This window comes from Bradyrhizobium sp. LB11.1, from assembly GCF_040549385.1.
GTDB lineage: Bacteria > Pseudomonadota > Alphaproteobacteria > Rhizobiales > Xanthobacteraceae > Bradyrhizobium.
This window is the reverse complement of sequence record NZ_JBEPTH010000033.1, coordinates 1-18665: the sequence shown is the minus strand read 5'-3', so window position 1 is coordinate 18665 and position 18665 is coordinate 1. Positions and strand designations below refer to the sequence as shown.

The window sequence follows — 18665 nt, the reverse complement described above, 5'->3', positions numbered from 1 at the left end:
CTCGAAAGCGTATTCAACCCGCACGCATCATCGCATGGTCTTTCTGGCGCAGAGCTCATCAGGCTGCCGCTCAACGCGCTCATGTCAAATCAAAAAGACAACTGTAATGCTAGGCCGAGTATTGCGTTTGGCACCATGCGTCGGCGCCATCTTGGTTCCCAAGAACGCTTCGACCGCTTCCGGACTCATCGGCACGTTGGGCTGAACCTTCGATCACGCCAAGCCAAAGCCAGGGAATGATGTGGCCTTCCTCGCAAAGGCCGGACCGCTGCGCCAAGAACAGCTTCCGCATCCGCTGGTTTGGCGAGGTTCTGTGGAGTCGCAGCATTCATCATTCGGTTGCTTCGCCGCCGCGCTTCCTGGCATTGATAGTAATTGGAAGGGTGGTGTCACTCGCCATCGCGGGTAGGTCGAGCACCCACCCGTTCGCGATTCTGATCCAACCACCCCACAGCGTCTCGTGCTCACATTCGACAATCGACTCCTCAAGATCCTTCTTGGGCACATAAATCGAAAGCCCCGTCTCGGGCGAACGGCGAATCATGACCTTCATAGGAGCTCCGCAAGTTGTGAGCTCTCACCCGCGCGCTCCTGACACGCACGCCACAAGGCTCTCTGTTTGCCATTGATGTCCGCCAGGACTTGCAGGACACGATCGATCTCATCCGGCGCCGTCTCGTGCGACAGCGAGAAGCGAACCGCACCGCGCAAAAAGGCCGGTGGTACTCTCATCGCGCGCAGGACATGGGACGGCTCCATCGAGCCGGACGCGCAGGCTGAACCGAGCGAGACGGCAATTCCGTTGTGGTTCAGGTGGTCGACGATGGCCTCTGCTTCGAGATGCTCGAATGCGATGTTGGACGTATTTGGCAAGCGGTTATTGATATCACCAAGCACGATGCAACAGCCGAGAGCGAGAATGCCTTGCTCCAGCCGGTCGCGAAGCACGCCAATCTGCATCTGCTCTTCTATGAGGCCTGCCGCAGCGAGTTCCGCCGCCTTGCCGAGCCCAATAATGCCCGGAACGTTTTGGGTGCCAGCGCGGCGATGCCGCTCCTGTGCGCCGCCGAAGATCAGCGGTCGGAATTTGATGTCCTTGCGCACATACAGCGCGCCGATTCCCTTCGGACCATAAACCTTATGGCCGGAGAGCGACAGCATGTCGATGTCCGTAGTCTTCAGGTCAATCGGAATCCGCCCGACCGCCTGGACCGCATCGGTGTGAAAGAGCGCGCCGACTGAGCGCGCCATCTTGGCGAGGGATTTCACCGGAAAGATCGTCCCGGTCTCATTATTGGCCCACATGACCGAGGCGATTGACGTGCGCCTCGACAATGCGTTGCGATAAGCCTCGATGTTCAATCGGCCGCTTGCATCGACCGGAATGACATGGGTATTGATTCCTCGTCGGCCCAGCTCCTCGGCAAGGGACAGCACGGCTGAATGCTCAACGGCCGTAGTGACGATCTCGTCGCGTCCTTCCTGCACGGCGAGCGCGGACAGGATCGCGGTGTTGTCGGATTCAGTTGCCCCCGAGGTGAAGACGATCTCGTGATCGAATGCCGCGCCAACGAGGGCCTGCAGCTTCCGGCGCGCTTGTTTCAATGCGGGCGCAACCTCAATGCCGAATGCATGCCCGGACGACGGATTGCCGAATTGCCCAGCGAAGAACGGCAGCATTGCCGCGACCACCAAAGGATGTGCACGGGTCGTCGCGTTGTTATCCAGGTAGATCGGCCGCACGGATTGTCCGCTCTGCACTTAAGGCCCCACTTTGGCAGCTCCGGGGAGCGGGATCAGGCGGACGAACTCGCCGAGCCGCTCGACCTGGCGCGCCTGAATGGCCGCGAGCGTCGCTCCCGCAAGCTTGCATAACATGCAGGCGCCGGTGAGCCTGAACATGAGCTTGTTGCCTTCGATTTCGACGAGCTCACAATCGCCACGATCACGCCTGAGGCTTGGCCGAACGTCATCGAGCACGGCGCGGATAATCCGCTCGCGATCGGAAGCCTCTGCATTCGAAGACTGCTTCGTTCGTTCAGCCTTCAGGCCCATGTTCGATGCTCCTTTTGCGAATGGTCCGAAGGCCGCTCAGCTGAACGATTTGCCGCAGGAGCAGCTCGATTTGGCATTTGGGTTATCGAAGCGGAACCCTGATCCTTCGAGCGACACCACGAAATCGATCGTGGTGCCGTTGAGATGCGCCCGGCTCGCGTTGTCGACGAAGACTTTGATCCCGTCTTGCTCGAACACGGGTTCATCGGAGACCGGCTCATGAGCAAGACCCATTCTGTATGTGAACCCTTGGCAACCGCCGCCTTCGACCATGACCCGCAAACCGCCTGCCGGCTGGGTTGTCGAGGAGATTGCGGCCTTCAGTGCGTTGATGGCGCTATCCGTTAGGTTGATCATTTCTGGCTCGCTCTCAGTTTCTGTCGCGAGGCACAATTCGCAAATCCCATGCCAGTCCGGATGCAGCTGAAATCGATTGGTTTTGCAGGCGGCGACCATACGATTTGCGACCTGTCGGCTTTGAGACAGGCGGTTTTCCGGCGTCCCGACCTCATCCGGCCGAGACCTCGTGATGGTGCCAGCACGTATTCATGCACATTGCGCCGAGCCGCCGCTTACGCTGTGCGTCGCTACAGACATAGGCGCATGGCAAACAACTTGCACAAGGTTGGCGGACATGCCGCATTGGGCCTGCATGTACACTACAGATTGATGAGGAGCCTTCCATGACGTCGATCGACAAAACCGCTCTTGGCCATTTGGACAAGGAGGGGCGATTGCTGAATGCGGTGCTTAAGACCGAGACAACGAAGTCGGGGCGATTTGGATTTCGGGGCGACATCGCGCTGAAGTTCCAAGCCCAGCTCGCCGACGAAAAACGACCGCCGGACTATTCCATCGAACAAGTTCTTGCAATCGCGCAGGAAGGCGAACCGACCATCCCAGTCCTTGCCGGATATCTGCACTCCTTCGCCTATCTACCTCAGGCCGCAAAGGTTCTGGATGGCAGACTGAGCCCCAAAGGCAGCTATTTCATGTTCTGCAACAACATTGATCTGCTCGCGAAATACCGCACCAAGATAGGCGACATCACCTTCCGCATTCTGCCTTGCGACGAATCAACTGTGTGGAAGGAGATGATGGACCTCGCCGGCGTCGACAAGAATGACATCAAGAAGCTCGGTGCGGCCGGTAGGCTCGACTACCTGCTCGACGCGGCCAAGGACATCGGTGGATCATACACGGAAGTTTCATACGAGGACGGCCTGGCCAAAATGGAGCCGGTGAAGAACAGAAGCGAAAACCGCCCCGTCTGAGGCATTACCTCAGACCTCTCTCTCGCCAGCTCGACGAGTATGCCGTGAGAGGGTCACTGCGCCCGCTTCGCCGGGACTGGCTCTGACAAATCCTGGTCATGGACTTATCGGCCTACCTTTCGGGAGATCACACGGCCACTCTGCTAGTCGTGTGTTGGCCAAGAGCACTGTCGTTGCACTGAGGGGTGGCTGGCCGCGACCGTCCGCCTGACTGCATCCATGAGGGATCCGGAGAATCCAATGCTCATCGGTTGATGATCGCGGTCACATTTCGGAGGGCGGATCGCCGATGTATGGTTCGGCTTTGGCGCTATGCTCCAGGCCTTTGCCAGCCTGCGTGGCGCAGAGATGTCGCGGCGTTCGATGCTCGCCAGCCGAAGTTATCGACGAGCTGCGCCCATGAATGATGGAAACCGACCCGGCCAAGCGGTAGCTGAGCAGAGTTGGCCGCACGTCTTCAATGTTGAGAGAACGAACCGAAGCTACGCAGAATGCCGCAACTGAATCTGTCCTAGGAAGTTGCTCCAGGTCGCGGATCGCGCTGCCGACCCGCCCATGCCACAGACGCCACTTCACAGCTCTGATGTCCCTGCCGATGGTTGGAAGCGCTCAAAGGGGCCTGATCGGGATCGTACGATGCGATCGGCGATCTGCTGTATGCGCTGGATCTCCATGGCAATATGAAACCAGTCGATGATGTGGGTCGTTGGTTTCGGCATGGCGCCGGGCAGCCGCTTTAGGATTTCGGCCCCGTCCGAGATTACCGTCACATCCCCAAAGCCGCGATATCCGACTTCCTGGAGAGGGCGAAGAGCACGATCACGGATTGCCTGATGATCGGTGCTGCCGGTTAAGAAATAGCGACTGCCCCTTTCTCCCCGTCCTCCGCGGGCGCATCTGGCCACGACGAGCTCGCAATTTCGCGCCGAATGTTGATCATCGCTACGAAGGTGCGCCGTATCGATGCTGATGACCAACTCTTTGCGCCGAGCTCCGGGAAGCTGCATCTCAAGCTGGCATCGGTCATCCGTTTGGGACCTCGCACGCCAGTTTCCTGCATGACCTGGTCGTTGAGCCGCTTGCCGATCCTGATGGTACGTTGTCCGTCGCATGCGTCTCAGTCGGTTCAGTGGGCAGGAAATCGGGCATCACCTTCGGCGCCTGCCGGTAGGGCAGCATGCTTCCTAGCCGCGCCGGCAGTTCCATAAGCTCCGGTGTCGCTCGGTCGCCCCTGGATGGCATTCCGGCACAGCATCCATCGCGGATTGCGAACCTCAACGGTGCAGAAGACGGTTCGGATCCGGCGTGTCGTGTAGTGCTTGGCCGGTCGGAACGTTTGGCAATCCGGGCAAACCCGGCGAAGAAGGGCATACGTCTCCGCCTCATGATTCACAACCGCGTTCTGCAGCTGATCTTCTTGCCATCGCCGATCGACAAGCCGATGTCGCCGTCGAACAGGCTCTCCCAGCTCTTGTCTATGCGGACCTCCTTCCGGCATGCACCCGCGCCCGGATGACGGGCACGAACAGATCGCCGATGCCGGCCTGGGTCAGCCCCTTGGGCAGGAACGCCGCCTTGATCGCATCGCGCGCCCGCCGGTGCGCGCCGCCGTCCTGGGTAACCAACGTTCCGCCAAGCAATTCGGGCGCGATCTCTTCGATCAGCGCCGAGGACACGTCCTTGTGCCGGAGCAGTGCAAACGCATCCGGATCCACGCAGGTCATCAGGTGTCCGGCAGGGCCGAACTCCAGCCAGAAGTGGCTGCCCAGCGTCCGTTCCGCGCGCCGCAGCAGGCGCGGCAGGTCGCAGACGATGGCGGGAAGATGCCCGACCAGGGGGAAAGCGCCGCGCACGGAGCGGGATGTCGTGCCGCAGCCGGTGCCGACGGTCCAGCGGGTTGAGCAGCATGTCCATCAGCAGCGCGGCGCCGCGGCCGCTTCGGCGGTGTGCCTGCAGGCCGCGCGGCGCGGCTGTTGCGACCGTCGGCGTACGTCGGCACATGCGCCAGCATGCCGCCGTCGATGCACACGACCTGGCCGGTGATGAACGCAGCATCGTCGTAGAGCAGGAATGCCACCAGCGCGGCCACGTCCCTCGGGGCAGCCGACGCGCGGCAGGAGCTGGTGCCGGCGCAGATGCCGTTGCATGCACTCGTCCAGATGGCGAGGAGACGCTCGGTCATGACGAGACCCGGCGCAATCGCCTTGCAGCGGATCTGCGCATGACCGTACTGGGTGGCGAGCGAGGCCGACAGCATTTTCATCCCCGCCTTCGACGCGGCGTAGGACGTCTGCGCGGTGTCACCGCTGAGCGCCTGGCACGACCACTTGTTGACGATCGCGCCACCGCCGCGAGCGATATGGCCTGCCGGCAGCAGAGCAGCGTGCCGCGCAGATTGGTCGCCATGGTCTGATCCGAGACCGCCAGGTCCAGGTCGAGGATCGCGCGGTGGCGCGGGGTCAGATGCATGTCGCTCGCGTTGTTCACCAGGTCAACCCCACCGACGTGCCGCTCCGCCGTCTCGAGCAGCGCTGCCACCGACTGCGCGTCGGCGATGTCCATGGCCAGGGCCAGCCGCGTGGCCCGCTTCGGCCGCGATCTGCGCGGTGCAGGCGATGGCCGCCGAGCCATCAATGTGGGCCACCACCACTCTGCCGCCCTCGCGCGCGATGGCGAGGGCGCGGCCTTGGCGATGCCGGCGCCAGCGCCGGTCACCACGGCCACCTTGCCTTCAAACCGCCATCGTGTCCTCCTGGATTGCGCTGGTCTTTCGCGGCATGCCGCTCGGCCTCCGCCGGAGAAGGCGCAGGGTCGGCGCTGGCGCGCTCGTCATCGCCAACGTCGCTTTCGATGACCCGAATGGCGGCGACTGGGCATTGGTTGGCCGCGAGCCGCACGGCCGCGTGCGGCGCCTGCGGGACCGTCGCCACGCACACTTCGGCCACGCCGTCCGGTTCGCGCTGGCGAAAGTTGCCCGGCAGCGTCAGCACGCACTGCCCGCTGGTTGCGCACAGATCCTGGTCGATCACGACGCGCATCTCAGCCCCCCTGCGCATGCAGCAGCACCGGCAGCGCGCGGAACGTCCTAAGGAACTCGGAGGGCTCCCGGGTCGGCGGCTTAGCCAATGCCAGCGTGGGGAAGCGCGCCTGGATCCGCGGCAGGCTCTCGGCCAACTGCACCCTGGCCAGTTGCGCACCGACGCAGCAGCGGATGCCGTGCCGAAGCTCAGCATGATCTTCCCGTCCGTCGACATGCCAGGACTGGTGCCGTAGAACCGCGCGGGATCGAAGCGGTCGGGATCGGCGAAGGCGTCCGGGTCGCGATTGCCGGCCGCGATCAGCACGGGCACGTCCGTGTTCTTCGGGATCACCACGCCGCCCAATTCGATGTCGCGCCGGGCGATACGCATAGTGGTGCTGAACATGACGGGCGAATCGCGGCGCAGGACTTCTTCGACCAATGCCTTCACCCCCACGGCGTCTCCCTGAAGCCAGTGCCGCTGTTCGGGATACCCCAGCATCGCCAAGACCGCATGGTCGATGGTCGCAGCAGTGGTTGAGAAGCCGCCCAGCAGCATGCCCCAAAGCATGCTGATCAACTCCGCATCCGACAGCGTGTCGGCATCGTGGTCGTGTGCGCCGACCAGCATCGACACGATGTCGTGGCGGGGATCGGTGCGCTTACGCTGTATAGAGGTCGCCGAAGTAGGCCTGCACCCTGGCGCTGGCCGCGTCCGCCGCGGCGAGCTGGGGGTCGCTGGCGTGCGGGCCCAGGCCTCTCAGAATGGGGCCGATGACGGCGGCGAGCCCGAACATGTCGTCCTGGGGCATGCCGAACAGGTTCGGCCAAGACCAGCATGGGCAAGGCCAGCGCGAATTCCCGATGCAGGTCCACCGGCTTCCCACGCTCCAGCGCGGGCGCCATGCCGTCCGGGCGCGCTGCGACGATGCGCGCGATGCTCGGCCGCAGGTTCTCGATCTGGCGCATGGTGAAATCGCGCGAGATCAGCCGGCGCAGACGCATATGCGCCGGTGGGTCCTTCATCGCTAGTGTAGACGCCAGCAGATTGAGTGACAGGCTGGTCGCCGCACGCGGAAAATAGCGCACCAGTTCGCCCGGCGCCGGCGCCCGAAACGCATCGCCCGTGGCCTTGAGCGCCCAGTAGATGTCGGCGTGGCGGCTCAACAGAAAGAGGCCCGACGCCGCGCGATGCACCGGATCGTGCTCGCGCAACCACCGCATAAACGGACACGGGTCGTGGATGCGCGCTGGCGACGCCAGTTCGGCGAAGGCGTCCGGCATGCTGCCGTGGTTTCTTGCACGTCCATCTTGCTTACCTGTTGGCTGGCTGATCTGTCCGGCGCGCGCCAGGCGCCCGGGCAAATTGCGGAGTACATCGGGGCGATTTCGCCGAGGCCCCCTTCCCATAGAATGCTGTCTGATGCGGATTTGACATTTTGATTTTCTTTCTTCGTTCCATCGATCGCGGTGTCATCCACGAAATGAAGGTCGGTCGGCGGCTCCCGGCTCGCAACGAAGGAGTGTCAAAACTCGTGCCAATTTGGCCGACCCAACAGAAGAAAAAGATTGTGATTGCTTTTCAGCGGATTAACTGAGGCCAGACAAGAGCTCGGCGGACTAGGCCGGTGTCGCGGACCAACAAAGGCGACAGAACAGTGTCGGATAGTCGTCAGACGCCAGACTGGCGACACCTTCTTTATCAGTTCTCCTGAATGCCGATTCCAGTTGCTTAAATATATCCGGCCTCTGGCAAGTGGACTGCTGTTGCAGCCAGGCCATGATGAGATCCGCGCACACGCGTTCCCAATAAAGGGTTGGGGCACGAAGCCCGCCTTTTTTGCACAGGGCTTATGGTATGCTGATCCACCGTTCGTCATCACTATTCGCGAGCCTTGCAATCGAGCCAGAAGCGTCAGGTAAACGCGGGATCTCTGCGTTCGTCGCCAGAACAGCATCTGCTCGAAGCGCTAACAACGACAGTGCTCCAGATCGACTTCACGTCGGTTGTCATGAACGGGATACTAGCATTCTTGCTCTTCGGGGGAGCGCTCCACGTCGATCTCGCAATTGGTAAGCCGCGCCGTACCCGTAATCGAGCTTGCCACCTTCACCACGCTCACGTCGACGTTTATCGTTGGCTTTCTATTCTGGCAGGCCGCTGGTCTCCTTGCTTAGTCGCTGCCGCTGTCCTGGGCGCTGGTGTTTGGCGCTCTCATCAGCCTGACCGATCCGGTGGCGGTCATAGGTGCGCTCAAAATGTAAAGGCAGCTGAAAGTCTCGAGGTCGACAAGCAGAGCGACTCACTCTTCAACGACGGTGTCGGCATTGTCGTTTTCACGATCCTGCTGGCCTTCGCCGCCGGGGCCCATGCGAGGTCGCGGCCGATTCGGCAACTGCCGGCTTCACGTTAGAACAAGTCGGATCTGGGCGTTCCCTACCAGCTTGTATCTGACAACTCACTCGCCGATCTCGTCGGAGAAAGCTAAATCAACCAGGTAGTGTGTGGGTCTGACAGTTTGTTGGGCACACCCGGGCGCAGGCGCTGCAGCCGATGCAAGCGCCTTCGTCCTTCAGCACCATGACCTTCTTTTCGAGCTCATCGTCGTCCGCGTCGAGGTCGATGATCTCGCCACCCTCGCTTAGCCCCTTCAGCGTCATGACCTCACGGCCGCAGATCTTGTAGCAGCGGCCGCAGCCGATGCACTTGTTGAGATCGATAGAAACCAGGTAGTCCGGCCTCCAATTGCGACCGTCGCGGGTCCTGAATGACATGGCTAACCGTCCGCTATGTTTTGTCCAGCGCCTCGAGATATTGGCGCTTGCTTTCGAGCTCGCTGAAGGCAGCGTGGGCCTTCTGAGCCACGCTCAGGATCGACGACCAGTTGACCGGCAGCTCCTCGGAGAGATCGTGGAGGTCCATCTTGGCCTGGGTCGCCTTGGCCGACAGCTTCTTTATTTCCGCTTTCAGAGTTTCGATATCGCTCACACTAGCCTCAACAACTCGCCACTTCCGGGAACTTACGGATCATCTCAACGCCACTGTTGACGAATTTGTCGCCTGATTGGCGAGATCAGAGAGATGGTCGAAACCAAAGCGATGCACGTCGCGCAGCTGCTTGCTCACGACAACGAGCCGGCCGACGATCAGCACGATCCGACCGAACCCTTCGCGATGCATCTTCAGCATTGGCGAGATCATCACATCGGTTGCCGTCTCGACCGAGAGCACAACGGCGTCGAGGAACAGCTCCAGCCGCGATGTCGTGTCCGGGTCGGGATTGCCGACGATCGGCAGCGCACCGCGTTTGCGGTTGTCGAGAACGTAGGGTTCGAACAGCTCGAGATCCTTTTTGCCCCCCAGGCGCCGTGGGTGTCCTGGGCGCGCCAGATCTTGACGAGCTCTTTCAGAAGTGGCCCTTCCGCCGCGGCGGCGGCTGGAGTGACTTCAGACGGATCAGCCATCTTTGTTCCTTCAGGCTTCGAAATCCACCGTACGTTCCCGGCTTTTGGTGAGCAGCTTCCGCAGCCAGGGCGGCGGCGAGCCCTTCAGCACGGTTTCGAGTTTGACGCAAAGGTCGTGGATGGGCTCTGGCTGCAGCACCTTCATCGGATGGATGTTCCTGGCGACGACTCGCGCAGCACCCGAGCCGCCAATCGCCGCAACATAGAGGATTGCGCACTCCCTGATCGCCTCGATCTTCGGCGCGAGCTTATCCTCATTGCCGTCTTCGGTGAGGTCACCGTCGAACTGGATCGCCTCAATAAACCGATGCCCGTTGGGGCCGACCTCGTAGATCGCAATGTTCTTGGCCCAGCCGAAGTGGGCATCGACCTGCTTCAAGTCCTGAGTGGCGAATGCAACTTTCATCCGGGTTGTTTTCTCTCCCTGCTCAATGCAACTGGGGCGGATGGACCTGCGGGCCGCCGCAGGTTGATCGCCAGGTGTCGGGCGTCGGCCCATGGTTGGCTTCGCGGTCGGTGATGATCAGATTGGCGATGTCAAAGATCAGATTGCGCGTGCCGCGATAGCCGACGATCGTGAGGTGCGCAGCGCCAAGGCGATCGAACATCGGAAAGCCTACCCGGAAGAACGGGACATTGAGTCGCGAAGCGGCCTGGCGACCATGTGAATGCGACATCAAGAGGTCGCAGTCACGCGACCTGGCAAGCTCTTCAAGGTCCTCCAGATCGCCGATCAGGACGTCCTCGGTCCTGACCCGCTGGAGCACCGGTGAGTTCGTCGTCGTCACCGCAGCACTTACCTGTGCGCCCATCTCGTGGAGCAAGCTGGAGAGATCGAATAACAAGTCCGGCTCGGCGCCGATCGCGAGCTTGCGGCCGCCGATATGGAAATGTGCATCCAGCATGGCGTCTGCCAGTTGTCCACGCTGCCGGCGATATTTCCAGGGCACCGACCGGCCGCTGATCTGGCTCAGGAAGGCGATGAATTCGTCATTTGGGATAAGGCCACAGAGCCGCTCGAACAGACGGAACGGCGTGCCTGTCCGCACCTGCATGGCCTCGGCCGCGCGGCGCATTTGCGCGCCGATCGCGATCGTCCAGGCCACCTGCCCCATGGTCGCAATCTCGTCCACTCCAATGCCCCCGATCGTGGTGGGCGTGAATTCGTCGGGGATGTGACCGTCCAGCGAACCGGCGACGTCCGGCAGGAACGAGGGCTTGAGCCCAAAATCCTCAAAAATCGTGCGAAGCTCGTCGAGATCGCCGGGCGTGAGGTGGCATCCAGGTAGCACGTTGACGCGGGAGATATCGCGCGATCTCGCTGTGTCGACGGGAGCCACAAGAATCTCGATCATCCGCGCCACCGTCTTGCCCCAGCCATCCTGAAAGGCATCCTTGAAATCCGGGGTCGAGACGTAGACAAGGGGGAGCTTTTCGAGCTTTGGATGCTTCTGTCGGATCAACCGGATGAATGCTTCGACGTCATCGCCGTTGGTCTCGGTGACGCCAGTCGAATTGATACCAATGATCTCGGGCTCGACGCGATTGTAAATGTTGAGGATCGCCTGTTCGAGATTCTCGTGGCCACCGAGCACGGTGGCAACCTCGCTCATGGCGGTCGTCTGCATCGGCACGGCTTCATTGAAATGGCGCACGAACAGCGTTAGCCCGAAGGAGGTGCAACCTTGCGGGCCGTGCAAAAGCGGCATCGCGCCGCGCACACCCAGGAAGGCAAATGAGCCGCCGATCGGCTGGCTCATTTTGAGCGGATTGACCGAACAGGCTTTCTTCGAGGTAGTGACGATCGCCATGCCGTTCCCCTACTCCGCCGCCTGCAGCGTCGGGGGCTGCAGATCGGAACGAATGTCCTTACAAGCAACGCACCGTGCGGCGGAATTGGTGCACGGCTTGGCGGCCGTTGCGAGGTTCAGGCCATGCGCCGCAATCGCGCTCTCGCCACCGCTGGCCTCATTTCCATTGGAGAGACTTATCGTATTGACGCCGTTCTTGCTCGCGTCTCGAACTGGATCAGCGGCTTGCGCATACATCTGCGCAGCCGCCTTTGCCTGACGCTTTCGGTCGAACTCATCCCATGGCGCGGCTTGGCGGAGCTGATCCCATATCGGATTGTAGAGCGCTTTCTCGATCTCCTGCATGAGCTTGAGAATCCCGATATAGCCCATATAGGCGTGACAGCGCTCCTGGTTGATATCGAGCCACGGCATCGCCGCCTTTAGTGCGACGAATTGCGACTTGCCGCCGGAGAGCATGATGTCGGCTTTTTCGTCCTTTAGCATCTTGTAGATCTCGCGAGGCGACATGTCCTCGATCATGTGGGCGTGCTGGCTCATTAACTCCTTGATACGTTCCTTGTCCTTCCTGGTCGATTTCTTCACCGACGTGCCGACGATCTCGAGCCCGGCCTCTTGCAAAGCGGCCACCATCGACCAGGATTTCACGCCACCGGTGATGAGAACAACCCTCTTGGCGGCAAAGCGTGGCTTGAAACGTTCAATCGCAGCCCAGGCTTTGGTCTCTTCGCGTGTGATCAGGGCTTGCGTGCGTTCCATCAGCTCAGCCGGCGCGCCGCGTTCGATCAGCATGCGCGCGATCTGGCGTAGTGAATCGCTGGAATCCTCAATACCGTAGAACGAGCCTTCAAAAAACGGGATGCCGTAGCGCTGCCTCATCTTGCGTGCGACGTTGATCATTGCCTTTGAGCAGACCATCATCGCGGCTTTGGCTCGGTGCGAATAAGCCACCTCGCGATACTTTCCGTCCCCCGAGATGCACGACAGGATCCGGATTCCGAGCTCATCGAGCAGCGGCTTGACCTGCCAGAGCTCGCCGGACAAGTTGTATTCGCCGATGATGTTTATGTCATACGCAGTGGTGTAGTCGGGCTCTCCGGTACCGATGACGTGCTCCAGCAGTGCTTCGCCTGCGAGCTTGTTGCCAAGGTTCTTCGACCCCACAAATCCCGGTGCATTGATGGGAATGACCGGTTTGCCAAATTTGGCGGAGGCCGCCTTGCAGACCGCATCGATGTCGTCACCGATCATTGCGGGCACGCATGTCTGGTAGACGAAGATGGCCTGCGGGTCGTATTTCTCTGTGATCTCCTTGATTGCTCTGTACAGCCGCTTCTCGCCGCCGAACACGATGTCGGTCTCGCTCATGTCCGTGGTGAAGCTTCTGCGCCACAGATCGGAGCCGGAGGAGCCGGAACCGCGATTGTCCCAAGAATTGCCCTCACAGGCGATTGGACCATGCACAAGATGGGCGACGTCGGTGAAGGGCTGCAGTGCGACTTTGGCGCCATCGAAGGCACACCCACCGGCGACGCCGCCCGGCTTCAGCTGCTTGGTGCATCCATTCTTGCGCTCGAAGTTCGACTTGCTCGCGTTCCTGGCGCAGCCCGGTTCGTTAAAGACGTCCTGTATGGTCGTGGGAAGCGAAGTCATGGTGTGTCTTTCGGGGGGATGTCAAGACATCCGCACAGACCAAGAGGATGGGCCGGCGGATAACCTGTGATCCCCGCCGCAGCGCCGCTGTTCCTGCGGACGATGAGGCGGGGCGCTCGCGTTAGCGTATGATGTCGAAGCTGTAGTCTGTCTTGCCAACCGAGCTGGTTTTTCTATCGATCTCATCAAAGATCTTGTCCAGAATCTTGACCAGCACATTCATGCTACCCTGATAGCCCCACACTGGATAGCGATGGTGATGATGGCGATCGAAGATGGGAAACCCGATGCGGATTAGCGGCGTTCCAGTGTCACGCTCGAGATACTTGCCGTAGGTGTTACCCATCAGGAAATCGACCGGTTCTGTGAACAGGAGCGAACGCATGTGCCAGAGATCCTTGCCCGGGAAGGCGCGGCAGTTTTTACCGAACGGCGAGGTCGCGAACAGCGCCTGCATCTTCTGCTCCCAGGCCTTACTCCCGTTGGTCGAGAGCACGTGGGTCGGCTCAGCGCCAAGCTCCAGCAAGAATGCGGCCAGGCCATAGCAGAGGTCGGGATCGCCGTAGATCGCGAACTTCTTGCCGTGAACATGCGCGCTAGAGTCAGCCATTGCGTCTACTAGACGCCCGCGCTCCCGCTCCAGCGCATTTGGAATTGCCTTGTTGGTGATACGCGACAGCGTCATCAGGAAATCGTCCGTAGCGCTGACACCCAGCGGGTGATTGAAGGCGACGACCTCCTGGTCGTGCCCCTTGATGAAGGGCAACGTCTTCTCCGTACAATATTGCTGCATGGAAATGGTTGCCTTCGCATGGACTGCGTTCGCGGCATCGTTTAGTGTGGTGCCCCCATCATACATGCGGAACTCGCCGTCGGTGGGGGTATCGAACACATCGCTGTTATCCGCGAGGATCGTGTAGCCGATCCCCATCAGCTCGAATATCCGCTTTATCTCACGGATGTTTCCGACAGTGTAGCCGTCGAAGCCACCGATGAAGTTGATCCAGTTGTTCGCTTTGCGCTGGAGTTTAGGCGCTGTGCCGGCTTTACCATCCCAGAAATGCTCGAGGATGCCCTTCAGCGTGTTGTCGTAGCCCGTGATGTGGCTACCGACGAATGCAGGAGTGTGAGCGAATGGCACGTCATAGTCCGCGGGGACTGAACCTTTTTCCTTTGATGTTTTGATGAAGGCGTTGAGGTCGTCGCCAATGACTTCCGCCATGCAAGTCGTGGCGACCGCGATCATCTTCGGCTTGTACATGTTGTAGCTGTTGGCAAGCCCGTCGGTCAGGTTGTTGAGCCCCCCGAACACAGCCGCGTCTTCAGTCATGGACGAGGAGACGCACGAGGTCGGCTCCTTGAAGTGCCGCGACAAGTGGCTGCGATAATACGCGACGCAACCCTGGGAGCCGTGGACGAACGGCAGTGTGCGCTCGAACCCGAGCGCGGCGAACACCGCACCCAGCGGCTGGCAAGCCTTCGCCGGATTAACGGTTAGCGCCTCGCGGGCGAAGTTCTTCTCGCGGTATTCGGGCGTCTTGGACCATTCTCTGATACGGTCGACTTCGGCGGGATCGTGCGGATTCTCGAATAGCGCCCTCTTATTGGCCAGCATCTGCTGGTATTCGTCTCCCTGGAAAAGCTCAGAGTGGTCGAGTATGTGTTCGGCGTTCTGTGTCATCATGGCACTCTTCAGGTTCTTGTGTTCGTTCTCCTGCCCTTCCCCTCCTCTGTTGAAGAAAGGGCCGGGCGTCCGCTTTCCTATTCCGCCGCCATGAGGCTCGGCCGCGGAGCGTCCTTCCAAGGTGCGGTGGTCTTCCCCCAGATCGGGGAGTTGATTGCCATGTCCATGTCTCGAGCGAAGATCGCGAAGCCGTCATAACCGTGGTAAGGACCCGAGTAGTCCCAGGAATGCATTTGGCGGAACGGCACGCCCATTTTTTGGAAGACGTATTTTTCCTTGATACCGGAGCCAACGAGGTCGGGCCGGATCTTTTCTACGAAGCGCTCGAATTCGTAGCCGGTGACATCGTCATAGATCAGCGTGCCGTCCTTGACGTAGTGCTGGGCGGTGCGCTGATAGTCGTCGTTGTGACCGAACTCATAGCCTGTGCCGACAACATCCATGCCGAGGTCCTCATAGGCGCCGATGACGTGGCGAGGACGTAGGCCGCCGACGAACAGCATTACGGTCTTGCCATCGAGCCGCGGCCGATATTTCGCGGTCACCGCATCGACAAGCGGCTGATATTTCGTAATGACGCGCTCGGCGCCTTCCATGATCTTATTATCGAAGAAGCTTGCAATTTTGCGCAGGGACTCAGCGATTTTGGAAGGCCCAAAGAAGTTGTACTCGCACCAGGGAATCCCGAATTTTTCCTCCATGTGCCGTGAGATGTAGTTCATCGAGCGATAGCAATGTAGTATGTTGAGCTTCGCCTTCGGCGTTGCCTCCAATTCAGCGAGAGATCCATCACCGGACCACTGGGCGATGACGCGCAGGCCCATTTCTTCCAGCAGGATCCGTGACGACCAGGCGTCGCCACCGATGTTGTAATCGCCGATGATGGCGACATCATACGGCGTCGGCTCAAATTTAGAGCTGACCTCTGGGGCACTCTTGTCGAAGATCCAATCTCGGACGGCGTCGTTCGCGATGTGATGGCCGAGCGATTGTGATACCCCGCGAAAACCCTCGCACCGCACAGGCACGATGGTTTTGCCGCCATATTCCTTTGATTTTTCTCTGGAGACCGCCTCGATATCGTCGCCGATCAAACCGATCGGACATTCGGACTGAATGGTGATGCCCCTGTTGAGAGGAAATAGCTCTTGGAGCTCGTCAATGAGTTTGGTGACCTTTTTATCGCCGCCGAACACGATATCCTTTTCCTGGAAATCGGAAGTGAACTGCAGTGTCACGAACGTATCGATGCCGGTCGTGCCGACGTAGTAGTTGCGTCGCGAGCCCCATGAGTACTGACCACAGCCGACCGGACCGTGGCTAATGTGGATCATGTCCTTTATCGGCCCCCAGACCACGCCCTTGGAGCCGGCGTAGGCGCAGCCACGGATGGTCATGACGCCCGGAATGGACTTAATATTCGACTTGACGCCGCAATCCGACTTGCCCGCCTCGTGAACACTCAGATGCTTGGCACGCCTTTTGGACGTCTTCTCTGGGTAGACCTTCAACACGTCGTCGATTAGTTGCTTGTTGCGCGCCTTGATCTCTGCCACGCTTTCGGTAGTTGCTCGGCTCATACACAATCCCTTTCCATTGTCGTGTCAAATCAAGACGGGGCGCTTCTCCGGTGGACCGACGGATTTCCGATCCGGCGTTCAGGCTTAAAGCGTGCAATCTTCCTGCAGGTCTTACCGGTCGCAACTTCGGCAGCTTCTAATCGTGCCGCAGCGGTCGATCAGATGTTGTATTTCATCTCGGCTGAGCGCATGCGAGCACCGTCTGTGACGCTGTTGATTTGCCCCGGGATCGCTGACCAAGATGCGTCTGGGTGATGTCATGCCCGCCCTCCACCGATTGGTCATATCCGCTTCTTTACTCGCTCACGTGCCATCCGGCGGCCAATCCCTCTGCATGTCGATGCAGGGCTAACAGCCGTCTATCGCGCAGGGGTCTGCAACGAGTGTGCCAGCCGTGGTTGAATACAAAAACTTAAGTCTTTAGAGCTGGATAGCCGGCAGGATGAGGATTGTTATAAACCTCACCCTGTCTGGCACCGACAGGCGTACCCGCTAACGCCATGTCTGAAACCAAACAATTACCTGCGCTTTCGCCCAGCGAAATGGCTAGAACGCATGTTTCACTAACGCGCGATCTTTCGCTTCGCTTGTCATTCCAGTCGATCACGGGGACACGCGCTCAAATGTAACGACACCCGATCACGCGGAGAGCACGTCGGGCTGATCGATCCTTAACCCGCGAGAGCCTACAAGGGCGCAAGCCTCGGCAGTCGTTGCAGCTCACTTCAGGATCTCGATTGGAGACGCCACGACGCAATTCCGCGCTTTTCATGGTGAGGAAGCCGGCATGTGGCACCCAGTGCAGCGACAGCGAGGCCGGTCTGCTCATGAGCGTGAGGCCCTCCTCCCGGAAGACGGACACCGCTAGAGCGGCTCGATGAGCGAGGGCTGCCCTCCAGTTCGCGATGCGTTCATAGTCGTCGATGAAGTTTCGCATATCTCTCCCTTCGGCAAATAGTGCCGGTCGGATAGGTCACTCTAGTCTGCTTGCCGGCGCAAAATTGATGCTTTCCACCTTTGGCCAACGGCGTGGGCCAAAGCAAAGCCCGCCGGGTGGACGGCCGGGGTCTGAAGCGAGCAATGATGTGTGCGAGGTCTACCGGAGCGGCTCGGCTGCTCGTCGTCCGGCCCATGTTGACGTGGTTGTTAGAGATCACGCTGAAAGCGACCCAGCGCTGCATTCGGGGTCACCCTTGTATCGGGGCCGATTGAGACCATTTCGCCGGTTAGCCACGCTGATGTTTCCTTCACATCCCGTGCTCCATTTCTGGCCATCGCGGAACCGGCGCTTCTTCTGTTCGCGATGCGCTCAGGGCTTTTTTTTCTCGATCGATTGGGAATGCAACCCGCTTGACCCCGTACTCTCGCAGCGGCCTCATTCCGGGCAGAGTAGAACCCGAAGTCAGTCGCCACCCCCGCGGCGCGCGTCCCCAGCTGGACCTGGTGGGTTGCGACGGCCTGGATCAACAGATCGCAATCACTGGGGCACCGAGCATAGACTTCGTAGTCGACAACGATCTGGTTTTCGGCTTCTACCAGCTTGATCATTTTGCCGACGTCATTCGGGCTTGCCGGCATTGCTCGGTCGACGGATCGAACACGCTGAGAACCTCATCTTCCACAAGAGTGTCGCCGTGGAAGATGCGGGCCCGGTTTGACGCATCACCTCCAGCACCAGCGGCAACATCCTATCGGGGTCCTCGCGGAGGCCCTCCAGTCCGGTCTGCACCCGCACGCCGTTCCGCAATGTGCTGTCGGTCGAATGGTGAATGTTGGTTTCCACCCCGGACGTGTCCACGCGCATCCGCTCGCCTGCAATGACGCCGTTGTCCTGCGCTTTCGTCACGAGCAGATCGTGGATGTGCTTGAGCACCTCAGAACCGGCCGCGGCCCATGGTCTTGGCATCCGGCATCTTGCCACCGCCCACCCGCGAGAAATCGCGGCAGACGAGCTCGGCGCGCTCCTCTCGTCCAGAGCACCATAGCTCAGGTTCCGGATGTGCATAAGAACGAACAGGCGCAACACCACCTAGCAGTCTGCTGAAAAACCTTGAAATGGAGAATTTTCATATTTCCGCCGATCGTTTTTGGAGCGGCGCGGTAGAGTTGGATGTAATTTCTAGC

The 18665-nt window shown here is 60.1% G+C and carries 16 protein-coding genes and 4 pseudogenes; 2 read left to right on the top strand and 18 right to left on the bottom strand.

The window, feature by feature from the left end; all coding sequences use genetic code 11:
* On the top strand, positions 1 to 240 hold a 240-nt coding region (locus tag ABIA96_RS35720; protein WP_354053164.1), incomplete at its 5' end, for a hypothetical protein.
* 91 nt (positions 241 to 331) lie between these two features.
* Here ABIA96_RS35720 and nifT read toward each other — a convergent pair.
* Genes nifT through ABIA96_RS35700 form a run of 4 tightly spaced genes read right to left on the bottom strand, consistent with a single transcriptional unit; the run spans position 332 to position 2412 of the window.
* A complete protein-coding gene (gene nifT, locus ABIA96_RS35715; protein ID WP_354053163.1) occupies positions 332 to 553 on the bottom strand; it encodes a putative nitrogen fixation protein NifT in 222 nt (73 codons plus the stop codon).
* Positions 550 to 1743: a cysteine desulfurase NifS gene (gene nifS / locus ABIA96_RS35710; RefSeq protein WP_354053162.1), complete on the bottom strand. Its 1194-nt coding sequence runs from the start codon at positions 1741 to 1743 to the stop codon at positions 550 to 552. The genes nifT and nifS overlap by 4 nt, the downstream gene beginning before the upstream one ends.
* A gap of 18 nt (positions 1744 to 1761) precedes the next feature.
* Complete coding sequence (locus tag ABIA96_RS35705; protein ID WP_247457911.1) at positions 1762 to 2055, bottom strand: NifU family protein; 294 nt, start codon at positions 2053 to 2055, stop codon at positions 1762 to 1764.
* Between the two features lie 36 nt (positions 2056 to 2091).
* Entirely contained in the window at positions 2092 to 2412 is a 321-nt protein-coding gene (locus ABIA96_RS35700) for an iron-sulfur cluster assembly accessory protein (RefSeq protein ID WP_247457912.1), read from the bottom strand.
* Positions 2413 to 2738: 326 nt separating this feature from the next.
* Between ABIA96_RS35700 and ABIA96_RS35695 the strand changes: the two genes are divergently transcribed.
* Complete coding sequence (locus tag ABIA96_RS35695; protein ID WP_247457913.1) at positions 2739 to 3329, top strand: hypothetical protein; 591 nt, start codon at positions 2739 to 2741, stop codon at positions 3327 to 3329.
* Positions 3330 to 3901: 572 nt separating this feature from the next.
* Here ABIA96_RS35695 and ABIA96_RS35690 read toward each other — a convergent pair.
* The 14 genes and pseudogenes from ABIA96_RS35690 to ABIA96_RS36665 form a co-directional block, all read right to left on the bottom strand.
* On the bottom strand, positions 3902 to 4306 hold the full coding sequence (locus ABIA96_RS35690) for a hypothetical protein (protein WP_247457914.1): 405 nt from the start codon (positions 4304 to 4306) through the stop codon (positions 3902 to 3904).
* Between the two features lie 510 nt (positions 4307 to 4816).
* Positions 4817 to 5243, bottom strand: a pseudogene (locus tag ABIA96_RS35685) (cytochrome P450); the annotation flags it as partial.
* 154 nt (positions 5244 to 5397) lie between these two features.
* Positions 5398 to 6044, bottom strand: a pseudogene (locus ABIA96_RS35680) (SDR family NAD(P)-dependent oxidoreductase); the annotation flags it as partial.
* Positions 6041 to 6367: a ferredoxin gene (locus ABIA96_RS35675; protein ID WP_247457915.1), complete on the bottom strand. Its 327-nt coding sequence runs from the start codon at positions 6365 to 6367 to the stop codon at positions 6041 to 6043. The gene ABIA96_RS35675 and the pseudogene ABIA96_RS35680, both read right to left, overlap by 4 nt.
* A gap of 1 nt (position 6368) precedes the next feature.
* Positions 6369 to 7658: pseudogene (locus ABIA96_RS35670) on the bottom strand (cytochrome P450).
* A 1180-nt stretch (positions 7659 to 8838) separates the two neighbouring features.
* Positions 8839 to 9123 (bottom strand): ferredoxin III, nif-specific, encoded by a 285-nt coding sequence (gene fdxB / locus ABIA96_RS35665; RefSeq protein ID WP_247457916.1) that lies wholly within the window; start codon positions 9121 to 9123, stop codon positions 8839 to 8841.
* Between the two features lie 13 nt (positions 9124 to 9136).
* Positions 9137 to 9337 carry a CCE_0567 family metalloprotein gene (locus ABIA96_RS35660; protein ID WP_018457678.1) on the bottom strand — a complete coding sequence of 67 codons (201 nt, stop codon included), beginning with the start codon at positions 9335 to 9337 and terminating at the stop codon, positions 9137 to 9139.
* A gap of 7 nt (positions 9338 to 9344) precedes the next feature.
* Positions 9345 to 9813: pseudogene (locus tag ABIA96_RS35655) on the bottom strand (NifX-associated nitrogen fixation protein).
* Positions 9814 to 9823: 10 nt separating this feature from the next.
* Complete coding sequence (gene nifX / locus ABIA96_RS35650) at positions 9824 to 10219, bottom strand: nitrogen fixation protein NifX (protein WP_247457917.1); 396 nt, start codon at positions 10217 to 10219, stop codon at positions 9824 to 9826.
* Positions 10220 to 10241: 22 nt separating this feature from the next.
* On the bottom strand, positions 10242 to 11624 hold the full coding sequence (gene nifN / locus ABIA96_RS35645; protein ID WP_354053161.1) for a nitrogenase iron-molybdenum cofactor biosynthesis protein NifN: 1383 nt from the start codon (positions 11622 to 11624) through the stop codon (positions 10242 to 10244).
* A gap of 9 nt (positions 11625 to 11633) precedes the next feature.
* Positions 11634 to 13277 carry a nitrogenase iron-molybdenum cofactor biosynthesis protein NifE gene (gene nifE / locus ABIA96_RS35640; protein WP_354053160.1) on the bottom strand — a complete coding sequence of 548 codons (1644 nt, stop codon included), beginning with the start codon at positions 13275 to 13277 and terminating at the stop codon, positions 11634 to 11636.
* A gap of 121 nt (positions 13278 to 13398) precedes the next feature.
* Positions 13399 to 14958: a nitrogenase molybdenum-iron protein subunit beta gene (gene nifK / locus ABIA96_RS35635; protein ID WP_354070311.1), complete on the bottom strand. Its 1560-nt coding sequence runs from the start codon at positions 14956 to 14958 to the stop codon at positions 13399 to 13401.
* An 80-nt stretch (positions 14959 to 15038) separates the two neighbouring features.
* Complete coding sequence (gene nifD, locus ABIA96_RS35630; RefSeq protein ID WP_247457920.1) at positions 15039 to 16541, bottom strand: nitrogenase molybdenum-iron protein alpha chain; 1503 nt, start codon at positions 16539 to 16541, stop codon at positions 15039 to 15041.
* A 1558-nt stretch (positions 16542 to 18099) separates the two neighbouring features.
* Complete coding sequence (locus ABIA96_RS36665) at positions 18100 to 18414, bottom strand: hypothetical protein (RefSeq protein ID WP_502916605.1); 315 nt, start codon at positions 18412 to 18414, stop codon at positions 18100 to 18102.
* Positions 18415 to 18665 lie beyond the last annotated feature (251 nt).

Bases quoted from the DNA above. Each gene is read 5' to 3' on its own strand.
- nifN (WP_354053161.1), bottom strand. From the start codon at position 11,624: ATGGCGATCGTCACTACCTCGAAGAAAGCCTGTTCGGTCAATCCGCTC.
- fdxB (WP_247457916.1), bottom strand. From the start codon at position 9,123: ATGTCATTCAGGACCCGCGACGGTCGCAATTGGAGGCCGGACTACCTG.
- nifT (WP_354053163.1), bottom strand. From the start codon at position 553: ATGAAGGTCATGATTCGCCGTTCGCCCGAGACGGGGCTTTCGATTTAT.
- ABIA96_RS35700 (WP_247457912.1), bottom strand. From the start codon at position 2,412: ATGATCAACCTAACGGATAGCGCCATCAACGCACTGAAGGCCGCAATC.
- ABIA96_RS35705 (WP_247457911.1), bottom strand. From the start codon at position 2,055: ATGGGCCTGAAGGCTGAACGAACGAAGCAGTCTTCGAATGCAGAGGCT.
- ABIA96_RS35695 (WP_247457913.1), top strand. From the start codon at position 2,739: ATGACGTCGATCGACAAAACCGCTCTTGGCCATTTGGACAAGGAGGGG.
- nifE (WP_354053160.1), bottom strand. From the start codon at position 13,277: ATGACTTCGCTTCCCACGACCATACAGGACGTCTTTAACGAACCGGGC.
- nifD (WP_247457920.1), bottom strand. From the start codon at position 16,541: ATGAGCCGAGCAACTACCGAAAGCGTGGCAGAGATCAAGGCGCGCAAC.
- nifK (WP_354070311.1), bottom strand. From the start codon at position 14,958: ATGACACAGAACGCCGAACACATACTCGACCACTCTGAGCTTTTCCAG.
- ABIA96_RS35675 (WP_247457915.1), bottom strand. From the start codon at position 6,367: ATGCGCGTCGTGATCGACCAGGATCTGTGCGCAACCAGCGGGCAGTGC.
- nifX (WP_247457917.1), bottom strand. From the start codon at position 10,219: ATGAAAGTTGCATTCGCCACTCAGGACTTGAAGCAGGTCGATGCCCAC.